Consider the following 25,631-nt stretch of genomic DNA (forward strand, 5'->3'; position numbering starts at 1 on the left):
GAAGCCCGCCGAACTGGCACTCAGAAAAGAACCTGGCACTCAGAAAATAGGAAAGACGGCACGTGACTCGACGAAGAGGAATGTCCCTCGCCGGGCAATACCTGGTCCTGCAGTTGTTGATTGTCCTGGCCGTCCTCGTGGCCGTCGTCGCCATCTCCCTGGCACAGTCCGCCGCCGCCTTTGAACGGATCGAAGGCCGCCGCGCCCTGTCGGCCGCGGAAGCGCTGGGCAACAACCCCACGGTCCGTGCACTGCTGCCGTCGGCCGAGCCGCGCGGCGGCTCTGCCCTGCCCGCGGTCGCGGAATCGGTCCGCACCGTTTCCGGATCCGCACAGGTGGCCCTTGCCAGATCGGACCGCACGGTGGTGGCCTCCTCGGACCCCGGGCTGCTGGGCCTTCCACTGGAACTTGGTGAGAGCCGCGTGATGGAGGGACGCGCCTGGACCGGCGTGGTGGACGGCAACGCCGCCCCGGTGCTGTCCGCCCACGTCCCGGTCCTGGATGACGCCGGAAAAATGATCGGCATCGCCTCCATCAGCCGGCACTACCCCTCCACCTGGGAGCGGCTGGGCGACGCCGTCCCCAACCTGCTCACCTACCTGGGGGTGGCCAGCGTGCTGGGGGTGGCAGGCTCACTGCTGCTGGCCCGCCGCGTCAAACGGCAGACCCTCGGCATGGAACCCAGTGAAATCACCGGGCTGGTGGAGAACCGGGAGGCCATGCTGCATGGGCTGAAGGAGGGCGTGGTGGCTCTCGACCCGCACGAACGCGTCACCGTGGCCAATGACAGCGCCCGCGAACTGCTGGGCCTGCCGGCGGACTGCGTGGGCAAGGTCCTCGCGGTCCTGCCGGTGGACCCGGCGCTGAAGGACGTCCTGACGCGGGAGCAGCCAGGGCCGGACCAGCTGGTGCTGGTGGGGGAGCGGCTGGTGGTGCTGAACCGTGTGCCCATCCGTTCACGCGGCCGCGACATCGGTTCCGTCACCACCCTGCGCGACCGGACCGAACTGTCGTCCCTGGAACGGGAGCTGGGCGCCACCCGCACCGCCACCGATACCCTGCGCGCGCAGGCCCATGAGTTCGCCAACCAGCTACACGTCATTTCCGGCCTGATCCAGATCGGCGAGTACGATTCCGTGGTGCAGTTCGTTAATGGCGCCACCCTGGACAGAACCCGGCTCAACGATGAGGTGACCAGCCGCATCCAGGACCCGGCGCTCGCCGCCCTGCTGATCGCCAAGTCCAGCCTCGCCACGGAACGCGGGGTCACCCTCCAGCTTGACCCGGACTCCGCGCTGGAGCGGGTCGACGACGAGCTTTCCCGGGACCTGACCACCGTGGTGGGCAACCTCGTGGACAACGCCCTCGACGCCGTCACCGGAGCAGCGGAGGCGTCTGTCCGGGTCCTCGTCGAGGACAGTCCGGAGCAAGTGGTCGTCACGGTACGGGATACCGGCCCGGGCGTTGACGCTTCGGCTACAGAAGAGATTTTCCGGCAGGGTTTCACCACCAAAAAGCCTGGCCCCGCGGGCGGCAGGGGGTTTGGCCTGGCGCTCTCCCGGGTCGTTTGCCGGCGCAGCGGCGGCGACCTTGCCGTGGCCAATGACGGCGGTGCGGTTTTTACCGCGCGTTTGAAAAGGGCGCCGCTGAAACGGATGCCCGCGGAACGGAAGGTGGCCAGGCCATGATCAACGTCCTGATCGTCGACGACGACTTCATGGTGGCCAAAGTCCACGCCGGCTTTATCCAGCGCACACCGGGCTTCGCCGTCGTAGGGGTTGCGCACACCGGAGCCCAGGCGATGGCGGAAACCGCCCGCCTGCAGCCCGACCTGGTCCTGCTGGACATCCACCTGCCTGATATCAACGGGCTGGACCTCATGACCAAGCTGCGGGAGGCGGCGCCGGAACTGGACGTGCTGGTGATCAGTGCCGCCCGTGAGGTGGAGACGGTCCGCCGTGCGCTGCGCGGCGGGATTGTCCACTACCTGATCAAGCCGTTTTCGCAGACGGACCTGCAGGAACGCCTGGAGCATTACCGCAGCGCCTACCAGGGGCTGGACCTCTCCAAGGATGTTGCCGAGCAATCGGACGTCAACCGGGTCTTCGGACTGGAAAGCACCGAACGCACCGACCGGACAGAGCCGCAGCTTCCCAAAGGCTGCAGCCCCGAAACCCTCAAGCGCGTGGTGGACGTGCTCAACTCCGCCGACGCGGACCTGTCAGCGGCCGAGGTCGCCGACCTGCTGGGAACGTCCCGGGTCAGCGCCCGCCGGTACCTCGAATACCTCCACGACGAGTCCAGGGTGGAGGTGCGGCTCAAGTACGGTGCAGGCCGTCCCGAGCGCCGTTATGCCCTGAAGCCTGTGTGACACCAGCACGGCGTCAATGCCCCGGCGTCGTTGCCCGGTATCGATGCCCGGCGTCAGCGCCCCGGCGGGAGGGACAGCGGCGGGATGGCTTCATACAGCAGGGTCCGGATCCAGCGCTGGCCTGTTTCGCGGTACTCCGCCCTGCTGGCGAAGCGGTAGAGGTAGCTGTGCACCCGCACCCACCGGGGGCGGGCGCCGTCGAACGGGTCCTTGCGCAGGAGCCGGAGCACCGCCCCGTCAGCTTCCAGCAGCTTGGCCAGGAAGGCGTAGAACCACTCCTCGTGCACTGTGCGCAGGGGCAGGAACCACATGAGCCAGTCCAGCCGGAGGTGGTAAGGAGCCCACTGGCGCGGCAGCCGTCGGACATCGCCGGGCTTACCGCGGAATCCGTACTCCCGCCAGTCGGAATCGTCGTCCGGCTCGGCGTCGAGGGTCCCCTCCACCACAATCTCGATCCGCATCCTGGTCACCGTGCCGAACGCCCCGTAGGTGTTGCCCACCTGCCAGCGGTTGAAGCTGGCATTCATGAGCTGCCGGTGCTGGAGGAGGTTACGGACGGGCCAGTAACTGAGCACCAGCAGGAGCAGCGTCACGGCGAGCACGACGGCGAGCCACCACACCGGGGTCTGCGTGCCGCCGTCACCCGCGCCGCCGTCGCCCGCGACTGGGCCGGACGCGCCTGAACCCGACGCGTGCCAGTCCAGCGGGATAACGGGCAACACGGCGTGGGCCACCGGATCGCTGACGGCCGCGAAGGCCAGCAGGATGGCCATCCAGTTGAGCCAGGCAAAGTTCCCGCTCGCCACAAGCCACAGCTGGGTAAAGATGACTATGCCCGCGGCGATGCTGGCCAGCGGTTGCGGGGCGAAGAGGAAGAACGGGACCACCAGCTGGGCGAAATGGTTACCCAGGACCTCCATCCGGTGCAGGGGCTTGGGGAGCAGGTGCGCGTGGCGGCTCAGCGGACCGGGCATCGGCTGGGTCTCGTGGTGGTAATACAGGGCGGTCAGGTCCCGCCACTCGCTGCCCCCGCGGATTTTGATCATCCCGGCGCCGAACTCAAGCCTGAACAGCAGCCACGCCAGCAGGATCAGGATGGTCCGGGGCGGTGGAGTCTGGTCCGAACCGAGGAATGCCACGATGAACCCGGCCTCGAGCAACAGCATTTCCCAGCCGAACCCGTAGAACGTCTGGCCCACGTTGACGATCGACATGTACAGCAGCCACAGGGACAGGAACGCGATCATTGGTACCCAGGGCGGCCCCAGCTGGGGGAGACCCGCAACGATCGTCGCCGCAATGGCCATGCCGGTCCAGCAGACCCACCGCAGCAGGCGGTCCGAGTAGCGCCACAGGAACAGGCTGGGCCGGCGTCGCCGCCTGAAGCTGTCCAGGTAGTCGGGGACCGGGAGCAGGCCGCGCTCGCCGAGCAGCGCCGGGAACTGGTTGAGGCAGGAGAGGAATGCCACGAAGAAGATCGTGGCAATGCCGCGCTGCAGCACCTGCCGGGCGAACTCATACTCCGGCGCGTCGAACCAAGCGGTCCACTCCACGTTGTTCACGTTACGCCTGCCGCCACCGGCGTCAATGGACGCGCCCCGGAACTGGTCCGATGCGCTGCCGCACTAGGATCGAACCATGTTTGCGCTGGTGCTCATCGCTGTTGTCGCCGGGGCGTTGGCCCAGCGCATTGCGGGCCTCGGCTTCGGACTCCTTGTCTCGCCGGTCCTGGTGGTGCTGCTTGGCCCCTTCGACGGGGTGATGATCATCAACCTCTGCGGCGCGGCGTCGTCGCTGCTGATCCTGTCCAGGGTGTGGCGGCACGTCAACTGGCGCCGTTACGCCGGCCTGGCCGCGTCCGCAGTGGTGGGCGTGGCTCCGGGCGCCTGGCTCGCCAGCAATGTCCCCGAGGCACCCCTGGAAATCTGCATCGGCGTGCTGCTTATCATCGCCCTGCTCGCTTCCCAGCGGCTGACCCGGAGTTCCTGGCGCGCCAGCGGACCTGTCCCCATGATGTCCCTGGGGTTTTCCAGCGGACTGATGAACGCCGCGGCCGGCGTGGGCGGACCGGCCATTACGGCCTATGCGATCGCCACCCGCTGGGATCAGAAGAGCTTTGGCGCGACGTTGCAGCCCTACTTCGTCACCACGGGCCTGTCCTCGCTGATGACCAAATACTTCTTTTCCGGTGGACATGTTCCGGCCCTGGAAGGCTGGCAATGGCTGGGTGTCCTGGGTGCCATGGTGCTCGGAATCGTGGCAGGCGACGTGCTGTCGGGGCGGGTGCAGCCCGCAGCCGTCCGCCGGATTGTGGTGGTGATCGCCTACACAGGGGCAGTATCCACGATTACCAAGGGCGTGGTGGAGCTGGCGTTCGGGTAGGCGGCGCGGGGCCCGGCCGGCCTTTCACGTGCGGGATACTTAACGGATGCAGCCACGCAGAATCGTTCTTCTCGGATCCACCGGTTCCATCGGCACCCAGGCGATTGACGTCGTCGACGGCGCCCCGCACCTGTTCGAGGTGGTGGCCCTGAGCGCCGGCGGCGGCAACTTGGATCTCCTTGCCCGGCAGGCCGTGCACACGAAGGCGAAGGCCGTGGGCACCGCCAGTGGCGATGCGTCCGCCCTGCAGGAGCTGATCGACGACGCCGCCCGGGCGGCCGGGATCACCGGGTACCGCCCCGAGATCATCACCGGCCCCGACGCCTCCACCAGGATTGCGGAGCTCGAAGCAGACGTGGTGCTCAACGGCATCACCGGCTCCATCGGGCTGGCACCCACACTGGCGGCCTTGAAATCAGGCGCCACCTTGGCGCTGGCCAACAAGGAATCGCTGATCGTCGGCGGCGCCCTGGTGAAGGCTGCCGCGCGGGAAGGCCAGATCGTCCCGGTGGATTCCGAGCACTCGGCCATCGCGCAGTGCCTGCGTTCCGGGACTGCCGCTGAGGTGGACCGGCTCATCCTGACGGCCTCAGGCGGGCCATTCCGCGGCAGGACGCGCGAGGAACTCCACAACGTCTCGCCGCAGGATGCCCTGGCCCACCCCACGTGGGACATGGGCCTGATGGTCACCACCAACTCCGCCAGCCTGGTGAACAAGGGCCTGGAAGTGATCGAAGCGCACCTGCTGTTCGACATCCCGCTGGACCGCATCGATGTTGTGGTCCACCCGCAGTCAGTGGTGCATTCCATGGTCCAGTTCGTGGACGGCTCCATCATCGCCCAGGCCTCCCCGCCGGACATGCGCCTGCCGATCGCCCTCGGGCTGGGCTGGCCGGACCGCGTCCCGAAGGCGGCCACGCCATGCGATTGGACCCAGGCAACGAGCTGGACCTTCGAACCGCTCGACGCCGAGGCGTTTCCCGCCGTCGCGCTTGCCAAGGACGCTGCCAAGCAGGGAAGTACTTATCCCGCCGTTTTCAACGCCGCCAATGAAGAGGCCGTGATGGCCTTCCACTCCGGCCGGATCCGGTTCACGGACATTGTGGATACTATCGAAGCGGTGCTCAGCGAACACCCAGGATCCTCCGGGCTGACAGTTGAGTCCGTGCTGGATGCTGAAACGTGGGCACGAGCGCGCACCCACGAACGTTTAGCAGTGAGCAGTCTCTAGGAAGCAGTAAATCTAAGCATGAGTCCCGTCATTCTCTTCATCCTCGGTGTCGTCTTTGTGGCGATCGGCATCGCAGTCTCCATCGCGCTGCATGAAGTGGGCCACCTGGTTCCGGCCAAGCTGTTCAAGGTACGGGTCACCAAGTACATGATCGGCTTCGGCCCCACATTGTGGTCAAAGCGCAAGGGGGAGACCGAGTACGGCATCAAGGCCATCCCGCTGGGCGGCTACGTGTCCATGATCGGCATGTACCCGCCGAACAAGGATGACGGCACGGTGCGCCCTTCCAGCACCGGGATGTTCCAGACCCTCGCCACCGAGGCCCGTTCCATGGCCCACGAGGAAGTGGGGCCAGGCGACGAGAAGCGCGTCTTCTACCGGCTTCCGGTGTGGAAGAAAATCATCGTGATGCTGGGCGGTCCCGCCATGAACCTGCTGATCGGCGTGGCATTGACGGCCGTGTTGCTGATGGGGTTCGGGATCAGCACCCCCACCACCACCATTGCTGACGTCTCCAAATGCCAGGTCAAGGCAGGGGAGACCGTGGATCCGGACTCCGCCGACTGCAAGCTCACTCCCGCGGCCGACGCCCAGCTCAAGCCCAACGACAGCATCACGTCGTTCGACGGCAAGGCCGTGACCGACTGGAACGAACTCACCGGCTGGATCCGTGCGTCCGCCGGCCGGGAAGTCAACATCACCGTGGAACGGGACGGCTCGCCGGTCACCACCACTGTGACTCCCGTACTCTCTGCACGGCCGGTCATCGGCGCCGACGGCCGGCAGGCCACTGATTCCAACGGAACCCTCCAGTACCAGGAAGTCGGTTTCCTGGGGATCGGTGCCCAGACAACGCTGGTCTCCCAGCCGGCGTCGTCCGTTCTCCCCATGGCGGGGGAAAACATCCAGCAGGTGGCCGGCGTCGTCCTGAACCTGCCCGCCCGCGTGGTGGGCGTGGCCAAGGCGGCCTTCAGTGAAGAGCCCCGCGATCCCAACGGACCCATCAGCGTCGTAGGTGTGGGCCGCGTGGCGGGTGAAGTTGCCGCCATGGAAGAGGTTCCGCTGCAGTCCAGGCTCGCTGCGCTGGTGGGATTGCTGGCCGGCCTGAACTTCGCGTTGGCCGTGTTCAACCTGGTTCCGCTGCTGCCGCTGGACGGCGGCCATGTGGCCGGCGCGCTGTATGAAGGCGTCCGACGGCGGCTGGCCAAGTTGTTCGGACAGCCTGACCCCGGGGCATTCGACATCGCCAAACTCCTGCCGGTGACCTACGTGGTGGCCGCGCTGCTGATGGGCATGAGTGCGCTGCTGATCTACGCAGACATCGTCAAGCCCGTGAACCTCTTCGGCTAATCAGCTCCCAGCGTCTTGGATTCCATAGTCAGCCCTTTTGGGATGATTTTTCATAATCAGCCGAAAATGATTGATATTAGATAATCAGTCGGTTATGTTTGCGGTATGTATGTACTCACGATCGACCAGCGGGGCAGTACGGGGGATAGGGACCGGGTGCCCGGCCTGCTCGCTGAGTTGCACGGAATCTCAACCGGCGGCCGCTTCGAACGCTCCGTCGGTGACGAAGTCCAGGGTGTGGTGGAGCAGCCGGCGGAAGTAGTTGAGATCGCGCTCCATTCCCTGCGCAGCGGCCAGTGGTACGTGGGAATCGGGGTGGGTGCCGTTGACCTGCCCCTGCCTGCCAGCCCGAGGGAGGGATCCGGGCCGGCGTTCGTTGCCGCCCGGATGGCAGTCGAGAAAGCCAAGTCTGCTGCCGCCCATGTGCCGTTGTCCGTGGTGTCCGGCGGTCTTCGTCGCGGCGGCGCCGCGACGCCGGCGGCCGAGCCCGGCATCCTGGCCTGCGCGAACGCCGAGGCTGTCCTCCGCCTCATCGGCCGCCTGGTGCAGGACCGCACGGAGGCCCAGTGGAAAGTCGTGGACACCCTTCGTGTGCTGCAGCAGGACGTGGCAGCCCGCCACGGTACCCAGAAACTCGCCGCCGCAAAACTGGGAATCACGGAGCAGTCGGTGAGCCGCGCCGTGCTGAGGTCCGGCTGGCAGGAAGAATGGGCGGCGAGGCCGGCCGCCGGGATGCTCCTGGCCCTGGCCCATGACGCAGTCCTGGAAGGACAAACGTGAACGCTCTCTGGATTACGCTCGCCCTCCTGACGGCAGGCTTCGTCGGCTGGCCGGTCACCGCCCTGGTGTTCCGGCTGGCGCGGACCATCGACGACAAAGCGGATGCGGCCAAGGCCGCAGCCGACAAGGCTGCCGCCGACCGGGCCGCCGCAGAGTCGGGTGATGACCCCTCCGCCGACGTCACAGTGGACAAAAAAACGGGCGACAAGGACGCGGCGGACAAAACGACAGCGGGCCGGGGGACTGTCGACGGCGAAATCACCGTCGCCGCGGACGCAACCCGGGACGAATCCCGTGACGAAATGGGAAAGGCAGCCAAAGAGGCGGCAGGTTCGCCAGCGCACACCACGCGGATCCTGCGCGGCGGTGCCATCATCGGCGTCCTGGAAAGGCTGGCAGTGTGCCTGGCCATCCTCACCGGCCAGCCCGTGGCCATCGCCTATGTGGTGGCGATCAAGGGACTGGGGCGCTTCGCCGAACTGAAAGAGACCCCCGTTGCCGCGGAGAGGTTCATCATCGGCACGCTGGCCTCCATGCTGTGGGCCGCCGGGGTTGCGGCCCTTGTCAAGATCCTCTTCCTCAGCTGAACCGGATACAAACTCGGGCGGGCAGGGCGATAGGGTATCCGTATGACTGTTTTTGCTGTTGAGTACGTATACGCCGCCGAGTCCACCGAAGCACGGAACGCCGCCCGCCCGGCGCACCGGGAATGGACCGCCCGGCTGGCCAGTGAAGGCGCACTCCTCGCCAGCGGACCCTACGGGGACGGAGCCGGCGCCCTGCTCATCTTCAAGGCGGCGGACGAAAACGCACTGAACGGAATCCTCAAGCAGGATCCCTTCGCCGCGGCCAGCGTAATCGCAGGCACGCGCACCACGGAATGGGCCCCGGTGACCGGCCTCCTGGCCGAGCACGCCGCCTAGCCAGCCGGAACAACACACCATCGATACTTCGATATAAATAGGAGTCCACGTGACCTCGGTCAGCCTGGGAATGCCGTCAGCACCGCCTCCCGTCCTCGCCCCCCGCAGGAGAACCCGTCAGATCAAGGTGGGCTCGGTGGGCGTTGGCTCAGATTCGCCCATCAGCGTGCAGTCGATGACCACCACCCCCACCACGGATATCAACGCCACCCTGCAGCAAATTGCTGAGCTGACGGCGTCAGGCTGCGACATCGTGCGGGTTGCCTGCCCTTCCGCGGACGACGCCGAGGCCCTCCCGATCATCGCGCGCAAATCGCAGATCCCGGTCATCGCTGACATCCACTTCCAGCCCAAATATGTCTTCGCCGCCATTGAAGCGGGCTGCGCTGCCGTGCGCGTCAACCCTGGCAACATCCGTAAGTTCGATGACCAGGTCAAGGAAATTGCCCGCGCCGCCAAGGACCACGGCACGTCCATCCGGATCGGCGTCAATGCAGGATCCCTGGAGCCGGGCATCATGAAGAAGTACGGCAAGGCTACCCCGGAAGCGTTGGTTGAGTCAGCCGTCTGGGAAGCATCGCTGTTTGAGGAGCACGGCTTCCACGACTTCAAGATCTCCGTCAAGCACAACGACCCCGTGATCATGGTCGCCGCCTACGAGATGCTGGCCGAACAGGGCGACTGGCCCCTGCACCTTGGCGTCACCGAGGCCGGACCGGCCTTCCAAGGCACCATCAAGTCCGCCACGGCCTTCGGTGCGCTCCTGTCCAGGGGGATCGGCGACACCATCCGCGTTTCCCTGTCGGCTCCTCCTGTCGAGGAAATCAAGGTGGGCAACCAGATCCTGCAGTCGCTGAACCTGCGCCCGCGGAAGCTTGAAATTGTCTCCTGCCCGTCGTGTGGCCGCGCGCAGGTGGACGTCTACACCCTGGCCGAGCAGGTCACCGCCGGTCTTGAAGGCATGGAGATCCCGCTGCGCGTTGCCGTCATGGGCTGCGTCGTCAACGGCCCCGGTGAAGCGCGGGAAGCAGACCTGGGCGTGGCGTCCGGCAACGGCAAGGGACAAATCTTTGTGAAGGGCGAGGTCATCAAGACTGTCCCCGAGAGCGAAATTGTTGAGACACTGATCGAAGAGGCCATGCGTATCGCTGAAGAGATGGGGGAGGCCGATGGCGAAGATGCTGTCAAGGGTAGCCCCGTGGTTAGCGTCTCGTAAGGAGAATGCAGGACCCGGAATATCCGTCCGGGTCCTGTCCGGGCAGGACACCGCCATGTTGCGGGAACTGGCCCGGACCGACGTTGTGGCCAACGTCTTCATCCTGTCGCACTTGGCCGCAACGGGAAGCGCCGCGCCCACGTTGGGCGGGGCCAGTATTTTTGGCGTGTTCGACGGCGACGACCTCATGGGTGCGTGCTGGGCCGGGGCCAATCTTGTTCCCGTCCAGCTGGACCCGGAACTTGCCGGGCTCGTAGCCGGGCACGCGCACCGCTCCGGCCGCCGCTTCGCCTCCATCTTCGGCCCCGCGGACACGGTCCTGGCCATGTATGAACAGCTGGAGCAGATGGGGCAAGCCGCGCACGAGGTCAGGGCGGAGCAGCCCCTGATGACCATCACCGGCCCGCCCGCCGTCAAGGCAAATGCGGAATTGGGCTTTGGCCAGCTCGCCGACTTCGACCGGATCCTGCCTGCCTGCGCGGCCATGTTCGAAGAGGAAGTCGGCTATTCACCGTTCCTCGGCGGCCGCGAGTTCTACAGCAGGCGCGTCGAAGGACTCATCCGGCAGGGCCATTCCCTGGTCCACCTCAATGCGGACGGCCAGGTCAAGTTCAAGGCCGAACTGGGAGCCGTAACCCCCGACGTGACACAGGTCCAGGGTGTCTGGATGAACCCTTCCTTCCGCGGACTCGGACTGAGCGCCGGCTACATGGCCGCCGTCGTAGAACTGGCGCAGCGACTCGCCCCCGTCACCAGCCTGTACGTCAACGATTACAACGCGCGTGCAAGGGCAACGTACGAGCGCGTGGGCTTCCGCCAGGTGGGCACCTTCGCTACAGTTCTGTTCTAGCTGGCCGGTACCGGCGGGCATTCGAACTCTTGGGGGACAAATGAATACGTCTGTTGTGCGCTATTTCGGGGGCTCTGCCCTCCTGGTGCTGGCTCTGACCGCTTGCGGCGGACCCGCAAATCCGGCGGACGCAGGAGGCGGCGGGGCGTCGGAAACATCGGCCCCGGCCACGCCAAGCCCCACGCCCACGGAAGAAGCCTTCAAAATGCTGACCTCCGATGAGCTGGCGGAGATCGCCGGCGGGGTGAAGGACGCAGACAGCGTGGCTCTGGCGGTGATGCCCGCGGACAAAGTCTCGCAGGCGCTGGACCAGATGATGTCCCTCATGACCGAAGTCCAGGTGGAACCTGCCGAGTGCAATTCCATCGCCACAGGCACGGCGCTGAAGCCGGACAGCAACACCACTATGGCCGTTGGCGCATCCACGTCCTCCAACGCCGAACTGACCCAGACGCTCTCCCTTCTTTCCGGCGTGGACAAGGAAAGGCTGGAGGAGACGCTGTCGGCACGCGGCAAAGAGATTGCCGACTGCGGAAACCTCAGCATGAAAATCGGCGAAATGTCCGTGACAGCAACCACCACCGGGCTTGACAGCGGGGCTGAGACGCCCGGCGCGATTGCCATGCAAACGGACGTCACGCTGCCTACGGGTGCCACGCAGAGCACCGTCATGGCCTTCGCGGTCAAGGGTGGAGTCATGATCGCCGCCCAGGCATCGGGCACGGGCGTGACCTCGGCCGACCTTGCCTCAGCTGAAGCGCTTCTGGACCAGGCCGCCGCCCTTATCGACTAGCAGTCTGTCGTCCGCGAGGCCTCCTGGTACCGCCAGTCAACTATAGAAAACTGCGTGACGACTCTTGTAATGGTGCTGTGGATCACATAGGTTCGAGCTATGCCGCGCCGAGGGGGTGCGTGTGGTCTCAGGGGGAATCAGCAGATGGCGCTAAGTGTGTACCTTCCCAGCGGGTACGCAGGGCGCTTCCTCCGGACTTAGCGGTCTGACGGCCGTAAGAGCCACGCCAAAACGGGATGACCAGCCGGCAGCGGCCAGGGGCTTCCTATAGTTCTGGCGTGGCTCTTCTCCGTCACGCGGCACCGGCTGACAGACAGGCAGCACCCGAACGGACAGGCCGTGCCGGCAGTGCCCGGCTGCGGGGGACCCGGGCACTCGCCGCGCCACGGTAGATTAGTACCCAGACAGATTTGCCCCAGCCCGTCATCTGAACAGGCACCTCCCAAGAAACGGATTCCTACCCGTGGTCCTTCGACTTTCCAAGCTGTTCCTGCGCACCCTGCGCGAAGATCCCGCCGACGCCGAGGTGGCGAGCCACCGGCTCCTGGTCCGTGCCGGATACATCCGCAGGGCCGCGCCGGGCATCTACACCTGGCTGCCGCTGGGCCTGAGCGTCCTGCGCAAGGTGGAGCAGGTCATTCGCGAGGAAATGGCCGCCATTGGCGCCCAGGAAGTCCATTTCCCCGCGCTCCTGCCCAAGGAGCCCTACGAGGCCACCAACCGCTGGACGGAGTACGGCGAAGGCATCTTCCGGCTCAAGGACCGCAAGGGCGGGGACTACCTCCTGGCTCCCACACACGAGGAAATGTTCACGCTCCTGGTCAAGGACCTGTACTCCTCGTACAAGGACCTTCCGCTGAGCATCTACCAGATCCAGAACAAGTACCGGGATGAGGCGCGGCCCCGCGCCGGCCTGCTGCGCGGCCGCGAGTTCATCATGAAGGACTCCTATTCGTTCGACGTCGACGACGCCGGCCTGGACGCCAGCTACAACGCGCACCGCGCCGCCTACCTGAAGATCTTCGAGCGACTCGGCCTCGAAGTTGTTCCGGTGGCCGCCACTGCCGGTGCCATGGGCGGCTCCAGGAGCGAGGAGTTCCTGCACCCCACCGAGATCGGCGAGGACACGTTCGTGCGCTCGGCCGGCGGCTACGCGGCCAACGTGGAAGCCGTGACCACCGTGGTCCCCGCGGAGATCGACTTCTCCAACGCTCCGGCCGCCGAGATCCGGGACACCCCGAACACCCCCACCATCGAAACGCTCGTGGACTCCGCCAACCAGCTGGTGCCCCGCAGCGAAGACGACGGCGGCGCCTGGACGGCCGCGGACACGCTGAAGAACGTTGTCCTCGCCGTCACCCTGCCCACCGGGGAACGCCAGATCGTCGTCATCGGCGTGCCCGGTGACCGCGGCGTGGACCTGAAGCGTGTTGAAGCCAACATCGGCAGGTACCTCCCGGTCGCCGGCGAGATCACCGTTGAAGCCGCGGGCGAGGAAGACCTCGCCCGCAACCCGCTCATTGTCCGCGGGTACCTCGGCCCGGGTATGTCGCTTGGCACCCCCCTCCTTGGCCTTGAAGGCGCCGCAAAGCTCCTGTACCTGGTGGATCCCCGCGTCGTCAGCGGCACCGCCTGGGTGACCGGGGCCAACATGGCCGGAAAGCACGTCTTCGGCCTCGTGGCCGGCCGCGACTTCGGCTGGGACGGCGTGATCGAGTGCACCGAGGTCCGTGCCGGCGACGAAGCGCCGGACGGTTCCGGTCCGCTGGAGACCAAACGCGGCATCGAGATGGGCCATATCTTCCAGCTCGGCCGCAAGTACGCCGAAGCCCTTGAACTGAAAGTCCTGGACCAGAACGGCAAGCAGGTTGTGGTCACCATGGGTTCCTACGGCGTTGGCGTGACCCGTGCCGTCGCGGCCCTGGCGGAATCCAACCACGATGCCAAGGGCCTGGTCTGGCCGCGGGCCGTGGCCCCGGCTGATGTCCATGTCGTGGCCGTAGGCCGCGGCGAGGAGATCTTCGCCGCTGCCGAGCAGCTCGCCCTTGAGCTTGAGGCCAATGGACTTGAGGTCATTTACGACGACCGTCCCAAGGTTTCCCCCGGCGTGAAGTTCGGCGACGCCGAGCTCATCGGCGTGCCGACCATCCTCGCCGTTGGCAAGGGGCTCGTGGACGGCGTCGTGGAGATCAAGGACCGCCGCAGCGGCGAGGCCGAGAACGTGGCTGTGGACAAGGCCGTTGACTACGTCGTCAACGCCGTCCGCAGCAAGTAACTCCGCACGGCCGAACGAGTGATCTCGGGATTCGAGACGCTGGAGCCCGCCACGCTGATCCTCATCATCGTGGCGGGCTTCGCCGCTGGTTGGATTGACGCCGTGGTGGGCGGCGGAGGACTCATTCAGCTCCCTGCCCTGCTGCTGGTGCCGGGCATCAGCCCCGTCCAGGCGCTTGCCACCAACAAGATGGGTTCCATCTTCGGGACCACCACCAGCGCTGTGACGTTTTACCGCCGTGTCCGGCCGGACCTGCGGACGGCCATCCCCATGGCGGTCATTGCACTGGCCGGGAGCTTCGGCGGTGCTGTGCTGGCCGCCACCCTGCCGGCCAGCGTCTTCAAACCCATCATCGTGGTGGCGTTGGTCGCCGTCGCACTCTTCACGGCCTTCAAGCCCAACATCGGCGACCTGACGGCCCTTCGCCACGACGGCCGGACCCACTACGTGGTGGCCTGCCTCATCGGCGCGGCTATCGGTTTCTACGACGGCCTGATCGGACCCGGAACGGGATCCTTCCTGATCATCGCCCTGGTGTCGGCGATGGGGTACGCGTTCCTCGAAGCCAGCGCCAAGGCAAAGATCGTGAACATGGCCACCAACGCCGGCGCCCTGATCTTTTTCCTGCCCCACGGATCGCTGCTGTGGGGCGTGGGGCTCGTACTGGGGCTGGCCAACATGGCCGGCGGCTACCTTGGGGCCCGGACCGCGGTGAAGCAGGGCAGCACTTTCATCCGCAACGTCTTCCTCGCCGTCGTGGGCGCACTGATCATCAAGCTGGGCTACGACATCTGGCAGGACACCTTCGCCTAGCCCCCCGTTCGATCCTGAGCCCGGCCGGGTCCGATCTCCATGCGCAAGACCCTCCCGGCAGGACGGGACCCGGCGTAGCATGCTCCTATGTCAAAAGGGCACGAACCCTTCCGGGACGCCTTGGACGCGGCAACCGCGCATGCCCGTAAATGGCTGGATAGCCAGCCGACCCGTCACGTCGGGCCCCGGGCCACGGCCGGGGAGCTGGAAGCCGTCTTCGGCGGCCCCATGCCCGAGAGCGGCCTCCCTGCGGGCGAAGTGATCGATTACCTCGCGACCAAAGCGGAACCCGGCCTCATGGCCATGCCCTCGGGGCGCTTCTTCGGCTGGGTTATCGGCGGGACCCTGCCTGCCGCAATGGGGGCAGACTGGCTGGTCAGCGCCTGGGACCAGAATTCGTTCCTCCGTGCCGCCACGCCCGCCACCGCGGCCATCGAGGCGGCAGCAGGGCATTGGTTCCTGGACCTGCTGGGTTTGCCGGAAGCGGCCGACGTCGGCTTCGTCACCGGAGCGACAATGGCAAACTTCGCCGGCCTGTCGGCGGCACGCTGGCGCGTCCTGGAGAAAGCCGGCTGGGACGTGAACAGCGACGGGCTGACCGGTGCGCCGGCAATCCGCTGTTTGGTGGGCCAGGAACGCCATGACTCGATCGACCTCGCATTGCGGTACCTGGGCATGGGGCGGCCCATCGTGGTGCCCTCAGACCGGCAGGGCCGCATTGACGCGGCGGAGCTGGACTGTGCGCTGGACCGCGCGCTGAGCGCCGCTAATGGATCCCCGGCCCCGCTGCTGGTCTGCCTGCAGGCCGGGAACGTGCATTCCGGAGCTTTCGATCCGTTCCTGCAGGCGATCACCGTCGCGAAAGCGCACGGTGCATGGGTGCATGTGGATGGTGCATTCGGACTATGGGCAGCAGCGGTGCCTGAACTTGCCGCCCTGACCGCCGGGCTCCATCTGGCTGACTCGTGGGCCACCGATGCGCATAAGACTCTCAACGTGCCCTATGACTGCGGCATCGTTGCCGTGCAGGACGCCGAAGCCCTCCAGGCCGCCATGAGTGTCAACCCCAGCTACATCATCCGCGACGCAGCTGAGGCGGCGGACCCGTTCCAGCTTGTCCCGGAGCTGTCCCGCCGGGCCCGCGGCGTTCCCGTGTGGGCGGCCCTGAAATCGCTCGGCCGGGAGGGCGTGGCGGGACAGGTGCGCAACCTGGTCAGCCGTGCGTCACAGTTGGCACAACAGCTATCGGGGCTGGAAGGCGTCGAAGTGCTCAACGACGTCGAATACACGCAGGTTTCGCTGGCCTTCGGCGATGACGCCACGACGCGGGCGGTAACGGCCCGGATCATTGCCGACGGACTGGTGTGGATGTCAGGTTCCCGCTGGCAGGGACGGGACGTCCTGCGCATTTCGGTGAGCAACTGGACCACGGACGACGGTGACGTCGAAGCCGCGGTCCAGGCAGTGCGGCAGGCCCTGGCGGCGGTCCGCGGCTAGGAAGGGGAGACGGCCAGTCCGGCCGCTTCCCCGGGTGCGGGGAGGTCGTGTGCGGCGGGGAGCCCTTCGAGGGTGCGTCCCGCGAGCGTGCTTGCCACCCACAGGGATCGGGCGAGGTCGCCGCCATGGTGCGCCCGCGAGGCGTACGAGAGCGCATTTTCAACTTCGCGGGCAAGGCTCCACTGCCGGGCGATTTCGGGATCCAGCCCTGCGGCCGCGCTGAAGTCCCGGCATCTGTCCAGCAGTCCCTGCTGAGGATCGGTCCGGGGCAGGTCCCGGATGCGGTTCCACAACAAAGGGGCAACGGTGAACTCGGCCTCGCCAATCATTGGCTGCGGGTCTATGGCAGCGAAACCGTCGCTCCAGGCGTTGCCGGGCCGCGCCAGGATATTCAGGTAGTGGAAGTCGGTGTTGACCAGGACGTCGGTCCCGGCACGCCGGCCCACGGCTCCGCGCGTCTGGCAGACTTCCAAAGCGGCCTCCAGCAGCCACCGCGGAAACGGCCTGCCCAGTTGCTCCCAGTCCGCCGGCAGGTCATCGCTCCACTGTTCGGCGCGGGCCGCCACGTGGTCGAACTCCTGCCACTCCGGGCGGTGGTCCGGGGCCAGGCTCAACTGCCGCGTCAGTCCGCCCCAGACCTCCACGGCCGTTTCCAGCGGAACCTCCTGGAGCGACCGGCCGGCGTCGAGCCGCTCGAGCAGCATCGAACACGTTCCCGCGTCGGATTCAAGCAGCCGGACCGCGCCGTGGCCGTCCCACAGCCGTAGGGCGAAACGCTCAACCCGGGCTTCGTCATGGGGGTAGGCAACCTTGAGCGCAGCAGGGACGCCTTCCCGCGTTACCGGAACAACCACGCCGCCGTGGCCGTTCCATGGCAGCTGGCCGGGTTCGAGGTCCACCTCAAGCTCCCACCGCTCCAGGCGTCCGCAGATCAGCCCGTGCAGGGAGGCAAGCCAAGCTCGTCCCGCGCTGCTTCCGCTGTAGCGGCGGCTGAGGTCGGGAGGAATCGGGACTTCTGCTGGGCTGCTCATTGACTCCAGCGTAGTGGAGGGACCGGCTTACAGTGCGGAACTCAGATGACGCCGGTGGCGCCCAGGAGACTGCCAATGGCGAATGTCGCGGCAAGCGCCAGTGCACCGCCGATCACCACCCGCACGGCTGCCTTCGACTTGGAGCTGCCGCCGATCCACGCGCCAACCGAACCCGTCGCTGCCAGTGCCACCAGCACGGCGGCGAACGTCAGCGGTACCCGGATGTTTTCGGGCGGCAGGAGGATGGCCAGCATCGGCAGGACGGCACCCGCGACAAAGGCGATTGCCGAGGCGAACGCGGCGTGCCAGGGACTGGCGATGTCTTCCTGGTCGATGTTGAGTTCGGCCGACAGGTGGGCGGACAGGGCGTCATGGGCCGTGAGCTCCCTGGCCACCGCCAGTGCCGTGTCCTGGCTCAGTCCCTTGCTCTGGTAGATGGCCGCCAGCTCGGCGAGCTCCTCTTCAGGCTCCTCTTCAAGTTCGCGGCGTTCCTTTTCTATCAGGGCCTTCTGGCTGTCGCTTTGGCTGCTGACGGAGACGTATTCACCCAGTGCCATGGAAATTGCGCCGCCCACGACGCCGGCCGCACCGGCAATGAGGATCGGCCCGGTCTGTGTGGTGGCACCGGCCACACCCACCACGATTGCTGCCACGGAGACGATGCCGTCATTGGCACCGAGGACGCCGGCACGCAGCCAGTTCAGCCGGTGTGCGATGTCATTGCCGTGCGGCTCGTTTGCGTGCAGCACAGGTGCTCCGGGGGTGTCCATGACTACAGCAAACCACCAGCGCCCGGGGCGTGCCAGTAATACGGTACTAAGGAAGGTTAGGCATTCTTACCGGGGAGGCTCAGGGCCCCGGCGCTGTGCCTTTTCCGGCGGACTCTGTTCCACTGGACTCTGTTTCACCCGAGTCGGGCGCCGGGCCTGTGTTCGGCAGTTCGGGGAGATTCGCGGTGTCCACCACGATGCCCGGCAGCGGACCGGAGTCCGCGCCCCAGAGTGCCGCGCGGTGTGCGGCATCCAGAAGGCCCGAAATGGCCCACTGCCGGGTGCTGCCGTCGCTCAGGGCCACCAGGTCTCCGTAAACCGGCAGGGTTCCGGCTTCAAGGCCGCCCAGGCCGGCTGCCGGCGATTCGAGGAACAGCGGGCCAAGAGTGTAGCCCGCTTCCCGCGCCGGGATGTCCACGCACTGTGCCCGGCTCAGGGCCTCGGCCTCGGCAAGGACCGATTCATGCCGTGCCAGCAGCTGGGATGCAGAGCCAGCGGCAGTGCCTTCGAGGCGGGCAAGCGCCACCTGGTAGCCGTAGACGGTTTCGGCCTCGGTCTTGACTGTCATCGCCAGGGCCGTTGCCGGAGTTGCTGTTCCTGCGGCCGCTCCGGAGGAGGTTGGGGCCGGCGGGCAAGAGCCTTCCGGCGTTGTCGACAGCGCCACCGCCGATGACGGCAGTGAACGCGCAGGCATTTCCGGTGCCGCTGACCCCACAGCCGTTGCCAGTGAAGACGCTTGGAGCAGCTGGGCGGTACCGACGGCGGCCAGCAGCCGTGCCATCCCGCCGTCGGACTCTTCCGCATCCGACAGGCGCTGCGCGCCGCTTGCGGACAGCTCGGCAACGAGCTTGGCGGGTGAGTCCACCGGCGCAGCCGAAGGCGCGGGAGTGGCTGTAGCTGTGCCGGTAGGTGTGCCCGTGGCGGTGCCTGTGGCTACCGGAGAAGGTTCGTGATCGGGCCCGGTCAGTGCCCTTGCCTGGGTTGTCAGCAATGTCACAGCACGAATCAGGGCCTGGCGCTCGGCGCCGGAAACGGCGTCGGCGAGTTTGCCGCCGGCCAGGCGTAGCTGCATCGTTTCGGCAAGGGCCGCGGCCCTTGCCCGTTCGGAAAAGGCCGGTTCCGGCGCCTGCGGCGGCGGCCCCGGAGTCAGCGCCAGCCCAAGGCTGATGACCAGCACTGCCAATGACGCCAGGATGCCGTACCGGAAATATCGGCCCGGCCGTCGATTTTCCTTGGTGTCGTCTTTCACAACAGACCATGTTGTCATGCCCGGCAGCAAGCGAGTGCACCATGGCGCCCATAAAATCGCTACGCTAGTACACACAACATCATCTAGCGGGAGGCGGCCGGCATCGTGAGTAATGCAGAAGCCACGACTTCATCAGACCGGACCGGGACGGGGAAGGCTGAGGCCGAATCCGTGCACAACCCGGAGGCCGAGCGCGTCCGGGCGCTGCTGGAACCCTCAGTCCAGGCAAACCGGCTGTACCTGGAGGACGTTGCCATCAACATCCAGGGTTCCCACCGGGTGGTCCACGTAGTGGTGGACCTGCCGCAGGAGGAAACAGGCGGCGTAAGCCTTGATGTCATCGCCGAAATCTCCAAGGAGCTCTCCGGCATCCTGGACAGCGACCCCAACTATGACAGCCGTCCCTACGACCTCGAGGTTTCCTCACCCGGCGTCGGACGGCCCCTGACTGAACCGCGCCACTGGCACCGGGCGCGCGGCCGCATGGTCAAGGTGAACGTCATACAGGGGGACAACCTGACCGGCCGGATCCAGTCCGTTGATGACGACGGCGTGACCCTGGTTCCGGAGATCGCGGCCAAAAAGGGCATGAAGCCCAAGCAGGGCGAGCCCGAGAAAATTCCTTTCGACAGGATCCGTAATGGAAAAGTCGAGATAGAGTTCAGCCACCTCGATGAGGTCGGTCTGGAAGACGAACACAATGGACCTTCTGAGGAGGCCTGATGGATATTGACATGAGCGCACTGAGACTTCTGGAGCGTGAGCGTGAAATTCCGCTGGACCTCCTGATCCCCACCATTGAGCAGGCACTGCTGGTGGCCTACCACAAGTCTCCGGGAGCATTCGAAAAGGCCCGCGCAGAGCTGGACCGCAAGAGCGGCCACGTGACCATCTGGGCAACCGAAATCGACGACGACGGTGCCCCCATTGGCGAGTTCGAGGACACTCCGGCGGGCTTCGGCCGCATCGCCGCCAGCACGGCCCGCCAGATCATCCTGCAGCGCCTGCGCGACGTCGAGGACGACAACGTCCTGGGTGAGTTCAAGGGCCGCGAGGGTGAGCTTGTTGCCGGCACCATCCAGCAGGGCAACAACCCGCACATGATCCAGGTGAACCTTGGAACGGTGGAGGCGCTGCTGCCCCCGCCCGAGCAGGTACCCGGCGAGAAGTACATCCACGGCAACAGGCTGCGCGCCTTCGTGATCGACGTTCACCGCGGCACCAAGGGCCCGTCCATCACGCTGTCGCGTTCGCACCCCGGCCTGGTCCGGAAGCTTTTCGAGCTGGAAGTTCCGGAGATTGCCGACCGCTCGGTGGAGATCGTTGCCCTGGCCCGCGAGGCCGGACACCGCACCAAGATCGCCGTCAAGGCCAACATCCCCGGCATCAACGCCAAGGGCGCCTGCATCGGTGAAATGGGTTCGCGCGTCCGGGCCGTCATGACCGAGCTCAACGACGAAAAGATTGACATCGTTGATTTCAGCGAGGACCCGGCCACTTTCATTGCCAGCGCATTGTCTCCGTCCAAGGTGAATTCCGTCACCATCACCGATGAGGCAACCCGCTCGGCACGTGTTGTTGTGCCGGACTACCAGCTGTCGCTTGCCATCGGCAAGGAGGGCCAGAACGCCCGCCTGGCCGCCAAGCTCACCGGCTGGCGCATCGACATCGTCTCTGACGCCGCGGCTCCCCGCGAAAACTAAATCGCCTTGGCGGGCGGCCCCTCGGGCGGCCCCGCGGAAGGCCCCTCGGATTGTCCCGCCCCGTTTCGACCCGTCGTTTCGGGGCCCGGGCACCTGAGGGGCTAGAATAGACATGACCGCGCCTCATGGCCGGTATTCGTGCGCCTTGAGCGTGCCCGCAGAATCTGCGTTCATTACGAACGCGACCTATGCAGGCGGGCTCGGGGCAGCAGATATGTATGGGCAGGAAGATTACTCACCGTGGCACTAGTGCAACACCTTGAGAATCAGCCGCAGCGTACCTGCATCGGATGCCGGAAGAAGGGCGCGCGGTCTGAGTTACTCCGGCTCGTCGCCGAAGGCAGCGGTTCCACCGCTGTCATCGTTGACGAACGACGCCGGATGGCTGGCCGGGGTGCATGGCTGCATCCCAGCGAAACGTGCCTGGCGCTGGCAATCAAGCGGCGTGCGTTCGGACGTGCCCTCCCGGGCACAACCGGAACTGCCGCCGTCGAACGCCGGATAACGGCAGGCACGCAAGCCGTGGACACTCCGGTGGCCGCAGCGACAACCGTCCAACCTGAAAGCGGGTCAGAAAACTGATGGAAACCCGATGAGTTCCCAGCGATGAGTGCGCAACGATGACAACTTTGTTGCGCTCTGCAATGGGCCTTTCAGCTGCAATCGCGGCGAAGGTCCGCAGTAAGAAGTAGACGGTTCGTGCCTGGCTCGGTGCGGACCGAGACAGGAGAAATGTGGCCAAGGTCCGCGTACATGAGCTTGCTAAAGAGCTCGGTATTACTTCCAAAGATGCAGTAACCAAACTGCAGGAACTGGGCGAATTCGTTCGCTCTGCCTCTTCAACCATTGAGGCCCCCGTTGTGAGGAAACTCCGCAACGCCTACCCCGCCGCCGGCGCTTCGAAGTCCGAAGCTCCCGCTGCAGCGCCCAAGGCGCCCGCCAGCCCCTCGGCTTCCCGTCCGGCGCCCGCGCCGGGCCCGGCAGCTCCCAAGGCTCCGGAACCCCAAGCTGAAGCTCCGGCTGCAGCCCCCGCCCCGGCCGCTCCGTCGGCTGCGGCTCCGGCAGCAGCTCCGGCTGCAGCATCTGTGCCTGCGGCGCCCGCTCCGGCTGCACCGTCCACCGGTGCCAAGCCCGGCGCACGCCCGGCCCCCAAGGCTGAAGCTCCGGCAGCACCGGCCCGCTCCGGCGGACAGGGCAGTTCAGCACCCCGTCCGGGCGGTCCCCGTCCAGGCAATAACCCTTTCGCCACGTCCCAGGGCATGCCCCGTGGCCGCGGCGGCGACAACGAACGTCCGCCGCGTCCGGGCAACAACCCGTTCGCACCTTCCCAGGGCATGCCCCGGGCGGGCGGAAACCGCACTGAGGGCGAACGCCCCGGCGGCCCGCGTCCGGCAGCCGGTGCCGGGGGTCCCCGTCCGGGTGCTCCCCGTCCCGCTGGCGCACAGGGTGCACGTCCGGGCGCCCCGCGTCCGGCAGGTGCTGCCGGTGCACGTCCTGGTGCAGGCGGCGGAAACCGTCCTACTCCCGGCATGATGCCTAACCGCACCGAACGTCCCGCACCCGCTGGTGCAGGCCGTCCCGGCGGCGGAGGCCGCGGTCCCGGACGCCCCGGCGGCGCACCGGGTACCGGTGGCGCTCCCGGTGCCGGTGGCGGTGCTCCGGCCGGCGGTGGCTTTGGCAAGGGCGGCCGCGGTCGCGGTGGCACCCAGGGTGCCTTCGGTAAGGGCGGCGCAGGCCGTGGCAAGCAGCGCAAGTCGAAGCGTGCCAAGCGCCAGGAACTCGAGCAGATGAGTGCTCCGTCGCTGGGTGGCGTAAGCGTGCCCCGCGGCGACGGCAACACCGTCGTCCGGCTCCGTCGCGGCTCGTCCATCACGGACTTTGCCGACAAGATCGAGGCGAACCCCGCTGCACTGGTGACCGTGCTCTTCCACCTCGGCGAGATGGCCACGGCCACGCAGTCGCTGGATGAAGAGACCTTCGCCCTGCTGGGCGAGGAGCTTGGCTACAAGCTCCAGGTCGTATCGCCGGAGGACGAGGAGCGCGAGCTTCTCTCCACCTTCGACATCGACTTTGACGCTGAACTCGAAGCCGAAGGCGACGAGGACCTCGAAGCACGTCCGCCGGTAGTCACCGTCATGGGTCACGTTGACCACGGTAAGACCCGTCTGCTGGATGCCATCCGTAACTCCGACGTTGTCGCGGGTGAACACGGCGGCATCACGCAGCACATCGGTGCTTACCAGATCACCACCGACCACGAGGGCATCGAACGCAAGATCACCTTCATCGATACTCCGGGCCACGAGGCGTTCACCGCCATGCGTGCCCGTGGTGCGAAGGTCACCGACATCGCCATCCTGGTGGTCGCAGCGGACGACGGCGTTATGCCGCAGACCGTTGAGGCCCTCAACCACGCACAGGCGGCCAACGTGCCGATCGTCGTGGCCGTGAACAAGATCGACAAGGAAGGCGCCAACCCGGACAAGGTCCGCGGCCAGCTGACCGAGTACGGACTGGTTCCCGAGGAATACGGTGGCGACACCATGTTCGTGGAGGTCTCTGCCCGCCAGAACCTCAACATCGACGAGCTGCTCGAGGCTGTCCTGCTGACCGCAGACGCTGCCCTGGACATGCGCGCCAACCCGAACAAGGATGCCCGCGGTATCGCGATTGAAGCCAACCTGGATAAGGGCCGCGGTTCCGTGGCCACCGTCCTGGTTCAGTCCGGAACGCTGAAGGTCGGCGACACCATCGTGGCAGGCACGGCCCACGGCCGTGTTCGTGCGATGTTCGACGACGACGGCAGCGCCCTGACCGAGGCTGGCCCGTCCCGCCCCGTGCAGGTACTGGGTCTGTCCAACGTCCCGCGTGCAGGCGACACCTTCTTCGTGACCGCTGACGAGCGCACCGCCCGCCAGATCGCCGAGAAGCGTGAAGCAGCAGACCGCAACGCCGCCCTGGCTAAGCGCCGCAAGCGCATCAGCCTGGAAGACTTCGACCAGGCCGTCGCCGAAGGCAAGATCGACACCCTTAACCTCATCCTCAAGGGTGACGTGTCCGGTGCCGTGGAAGCCCTCGAAGACGCGCTGCTCAAGATCGACGTCGGCGAAGGTGTCCAGCTGCGCGTTATCCACCGCGGTGTCGGTGCGATCACGCAGAACGACGTCAACCTGGCAACGGTCGACAGCGCCGTTATCATCGGCTTCAACGTCAAGCCCGCCGAGCGTGTTGCCGAACTGGCAGACCGCGAAGGCGTGGACATGCGCTTCTACTCCGTCATCTACGCAGCAATCGATGACATTGAGATGGCCCTCAAGGGCATGCTCAAGCCGGAGTACGAAGAAGTCCAGCTTGGCACCGCCGAGGTCCGCGAAGTGTTCCGTTCCTCCAAGTTCGGCAACATTGCCGGTTCCATCGTTCGCTCGGGTGTTATCCGACGCAACACGAAGGCCCGCATCAGCCGCGACGGCAAGGTCATCGGTGACAACCTCACCGTGGAGACGCTCAAGCGCTTCAAGGATGACGCAACCGAAGTCCGCACGGACTTCGAGTGTGGTATCGGTCTTGGCTCGTTCAACGACATCACCGAGGGCGACATCATCGAGACCTTCGAGATGCGCGAGAAGCCGCGCGTCTAAGGCAGGGTAAGCACTATTGCGGGGAGCCTCCGAGTTTTGGGGGCGCCCCGCCCCTACGCTGGGCGGCACTGGATCTGCGATCCTGTGCCGCCCAGCTCCGGTAGGCCCGATGCCACTCCCGGGCGCCCCCAAAACTCTCCGGCATCGTCATAGACTCACCTCAGGTGCGTGGCAGCGAACTCAGCTCAAGAAGCTAAGCCGCCACTGCGCCGTCGTACATCCAAATATTTAGGAGTGGAAAATGGCTGATCCGGCACGCGCTGCCAAGTTGGCGCAGCGGATTAAGGTTGTTGTTGCAGAGGCTTTGGGCCGGAAGGTCAAGGATCCCCGGCTTGAAGGGATTACCGTCACCGATGCCCGTGTGACCAATGATCTGCAACACGCCACGATCTACTACACCGTGTTCGGGGACCAGGTTGTCCAGGCGGATGCCGCCAAAGGCCTCGAGAAGGCAAAGGGCGTCCTCCGGCAGGAAGTCGGCCGCAACATCACCGTTCGGCTGACCCCCACCCTGGAGTTCGTGGCTGACCAGATTCCGGTCAACGCGTCCAACCTCGAGGAACTGCTGCGCGCCGCCAAGAAGCGCGACGCCGAAGTGGCCGCCCTGGCTGCAAGCGCCAAGCACGCCGGTGACGCAGACCCGTACAAGAGCGACATTCCCGAGGACGTGGAAATCGACGAAGACGACTTCGACGAAGAGGATGATGACCTCCTCGACGAAGGAATCGACGAAGACAGCAACAAGTAGACGCAGCAACA

At 66.2% G+C, this 25,631-nt stretch carries 23 protein-coding genes; 19 read left to right on the top strand and 4 right to left on the bottom strand.

Annotated elements, in window-relative coordinates; translation table 11 throughout:
* The first annotated feature begins 80 nt into the window (after positions 1–80).
* Both J2S97_RS12295 and J2S97_RS12300 read left to right on the top strand, forming a co-directional pair.
* Positions 81–1,688 carry a sensor histidine kinase gene (locus tag J2S97_RS12295; protein ID WP_307050006.1) on the top strand — a complete coding sequence of 536 codons (1,608 nt, stop codon included), beginning with the start codon at positions 81–83 and terminating at the stop codon, positions 1,686–1,688.
* Entirely contained in the window at positions 1,685–2,371 is a 687-nt protein-coding gene (locus J2S97_RS12300; protein WP_307049761.1) for a response regulator, read from the top strand. The genes J2S97_RS12295 and J2S97_RS12300 overlap by 4 nt, the downstream gene beginning before the upstream one ends.
* A gap of 53 nt (positions 2,372–2,424) precedes the next feature.
* On the opposite strand, the gene J2S97_RS12305 is transcribed toward J2S97_RS12300, so the two are convergent.
* The gene (locus J2S97_RS12305; protein ID WP_307049763.1) at positions 2,425–3,924 is read right to left on the bottom strand and encodes a lipase maturation factor family protein; all 1,500 of its coding nucleotides are present in this window, start codon (positions 3,922–3,924) and stop codon (positions 2,425–2,427) included.
* An 85-nt stretch (positions 3,925–4,009) separates the two neighbouring features.
* Here J2S97_RS12305 and J2S97_RS12310 point away from each other — a divergent pair, with 85 nt between their 5' ends.
* The 12 genes from J2S97_RS12310 to J2S97_RS12365 all read left to right on the top strand — a co-directional run bounded on the left by J2S97_RS12310 (position 4,010) and on the right by J2S97_RS12365 (position 16,481).
* The gene (locus tag J2S97_RS12310; protein WP_307049765.1) at positions 4,010–4,753 is read left to right on the top strand and encodes a sulfite exporter TauE/SafE family protein; all 744 of its coding nucleotides are present in this window, start codon (positions 4,010–4,012) and stop codon (positions 4,751–4,753) included.
* A gap of 46 nt (positions 4,754–4,799) precedes the next feature.
* Complete coding sequence (gene dxr, locus J2S97_RS12315) at positions 4,800–5,984, top strand: 1-deoxy-D-xylulose-5-phosphate reductoisomerase (protein WP_307049767.1); 1,185 nt, start codon at positions 4,800–4,802, stop codon at positions 5,982–5,984.
* Between the two features lie 18 nt (positions 5,985–6,002).
* Positions 6,003–7,334, top strand: a complete 1,332-nt coding sequence (locus J2S97_RS12320) for a M50 family metallopeptidase (RefSeq protein ID WP_307049769.1) — start codon at positions 6,003–6,005, stop codon at positions 7,332–7,334.
* 105 nt (positions 7,335–7,439) lie between these two features.
* Positions 7,440–8,114, top strand: a complete 675-nt coding sequence (locus J2S97_RS12325; protein ID WP_307049771.1) for a MarR family transcriptional regulator — start codon at positions 7,440–7,442, stop codon at positions 8,112–8,114.
* Entirely contained in the window at positions 8,111–8,701 is a 591-nt protein-coding gene (locus J2S97_RS12330; protein WP_307049773.1) for a hypothetical protein, read from the top strand. Before J2S97_RS12325 ends, J2S97_RS12330 begins: the two co-directional genes overlap by 4 nt.
* Before the next feature lie 42 nt (positions 8,702–8,743).
* Positions 8,744–9,037, top strand: coding sequence for a YciI family protein (locus J2S97_RS12335; protein ID WP_307049775.1), 294 nt, complete (start codon positions 8,744–8,746; stop codon positions 9,035–9,037).
* Between the two features lie 49 nt (positions 9,038–9,086).
* Positions 9,087–10,253 carry a flavodoxin-dependent (E)-4-hydroxy-3-methylbut-2-enyl-diphosphate synthase gene (ispG, locus tag J2S97_RS12340; protein ID WP_307049777.1) on the top strand — a complete coding sequence of 389 codons (1,167 nt, stop codon included), beginning with the start codon at positions 9,087–9,089 and terminating at the stop codon, positions 10,251–10,253.
* Complete coding sequence (locus tag J2S97_RS12345) at positions 10,216–11,103, top strand: GNAT family N-acetyltransferase (RefSeq protein ID WP_307050007.1); 888 nt, start codon at positions 10,216–10,218, stop codon at positions 11,101–11,103. Before ispG ends, J2S97_RS12345 begins: the two co-directional genes overlap by 38 nt.
* Positions 11,104–11,143: 40 nt before the next feature.
* The gene (locus tag J2S97_RS12350) at positions 11,144–11,896 is read left to right on the top strand and encodes a hypothetical protein (RefSeq protein ID WP_307049779.1); all 753 of its coding nucleotides are present in this window, start codon (positions 11,144–11,146) and stop codon (positions 11,894–11,896) included.
* 463 nt (positions 11,897–12,359) lie between these two features.
* Positions 12,360–14,171 (top strand): proline--tRNA ligase, encoded by a 1,812-nt coding sequence (locus tag J2S97_RS12355; RefSeq protein WP_307049781.1) that lies wholly within the window; start codon positions 12,360–12,362, stop codon positions 14,169–14,171.
* Between the two features lie 18 nt (positions 14,172–14,189).
* Positions 14,190–14,984: a sulfite exporter TauE/SafE family protein gene (locus J2S97_RS12360; RefSeq protein WP_307049783.1), complete on the top strand. Its 795-nt coding sequence runs from the start codon at positions 14,190–14,192 to the stop codon at positions 14,982–14,984.
* Positions 14,985–15,071: 87 nt separating this feature from the next.
* Positions 15,072–16,481: a pyridoxal phosphate-dependent decarboxylase family protein gene (locus J2S97_RS12365; protein ID WP_307049785.1), complete on the top strand. Its 1,410-nt coding sequence runs from the start codon at positions 15,072–15,074 to the stop codon at positions 16,479–16,481.
* On the opposite strand, the gene J2S97_RS12370 is transcribed toward J2S97_RS12365, so the two are convergent.
* From J2S97_RS12370 to J2S97_RS12380, 3 genes are all read right to left on the bottom strand, one after another.
* Positions 16,478–17,512, bottom strand: coding sequence for an aminoglycoside phosphotransferase family protein (locus J2S97_RS12370; RefSeq protein ID WP_307049787.1), 1,035 nt, complete (start codon positions 17,510–17,512; stop codon positions 16,478–16,480). The genes J2S97_RS12365 and J2S97_RS12370 overlap by 4 nt on opposite strands.
* 41 nt (positions 17,513–17,553) lie before the next feature.
* Positions 17,554–18,282: a VIT1/CCC1 transporter family protein gene (locus J2S97_RS12375; protein WP_307049789.1), complete on the bottom strand. Its 729-nt coding sequence runs from the start codon at positions 18,280–18,282 to the stop codon at positions 17,554–17,556.
* Positions 18,283–18,361: 79 nt separating this feature from the next.
* The gene (locus J2S97_RS12380) at positions 18,362–19,549 is read right to left on the bottom strand and encodes a ferritin-like domain-containing protein (protein ID WP_307049791.1); all 1,188 of its coding nucleotides are present in this window, start codon (positions 19,547–19,549) and stop codon (positions 18,362–18,364) included.
* An 87-nt stretch (positions 19,550–19,636) separates the two neighbouring features.
* Between J2S97_RS12380 and rimP the strand changes: the two genes are divergently transcribed.
* The 5 genes from rimP (at position 19,637) to rbfA (ending at position 25,620) form a co-directional block, all read left to right on the top strand.
* Positions 19,637–20,254, top strand: a complete 618-nt coding sequence (gene rimP / locus J2S97_RS12385; protein ID WP_307049793.1) for a ribosome maturation factor RimP — start codon at positions 19,637–19,639, stop codon at positions 20,252–20,254.
* Positions 20,254–21,234, top strand: coding sequence for a transcription termination factor NusA (nusA, locus tag J2S97_RS12390; RefSeq protein ID WP_307049795.1), 981 nt, complete (start codon positions 20,254–20,256; stop codon positions 21,232–21,234). The genes rimP and nusA overlap by 1 nt, the downstream gene beginning before the upstream one ends.
* Positions 21,235–21,483: 249 nt before the next feature.
* Positions 21,484–21,816, top strand: a complete 333-nt coding sequence (locus J2S97_RS12395; RefSeq protein WP_307050009.1) for a YlxR family protein — start codon at positions 21,484–21,486, stop codon at positions 21,814–21,816.
* A 152-nt stretch (positions 21,817–21,968) separates the two neighbouring features.
* On the top strand, positions 21,969–24,872 hold the full coding sequence (gene infB / locus J2S97_RS12400; protein WP_307049797.1) for a translation initiation factor IF-2: 2,904 nt from the start codon (positions 21,969–21,971) through the stop codon (positions 24,870–24,872).
* 241 nt (positions 24,873–25,113) lie between these two features.
* A complete protein-coding gene (gene rbfA, locus J2S97_RS12405) occupies positions 25,114–25,620 on the top strand; it encodes a 30S ribosome-binding factor RbfA (protein ID WP_307049799.1) in 507 nt (168 codons plus the stop codon).
* Positions 25,621–25,631 lie beyond the last annotated feature (11 nt).

It is taken from the genome of Arthrobacter oryzae (assembly GCF_030812315.1).
Lineage (GTDB): Bacteria > Actinomycetota > Actinomycetes > Actinomycetales > Micrococcaceae > Arthrobacter > Arthrobacter oryzae_B.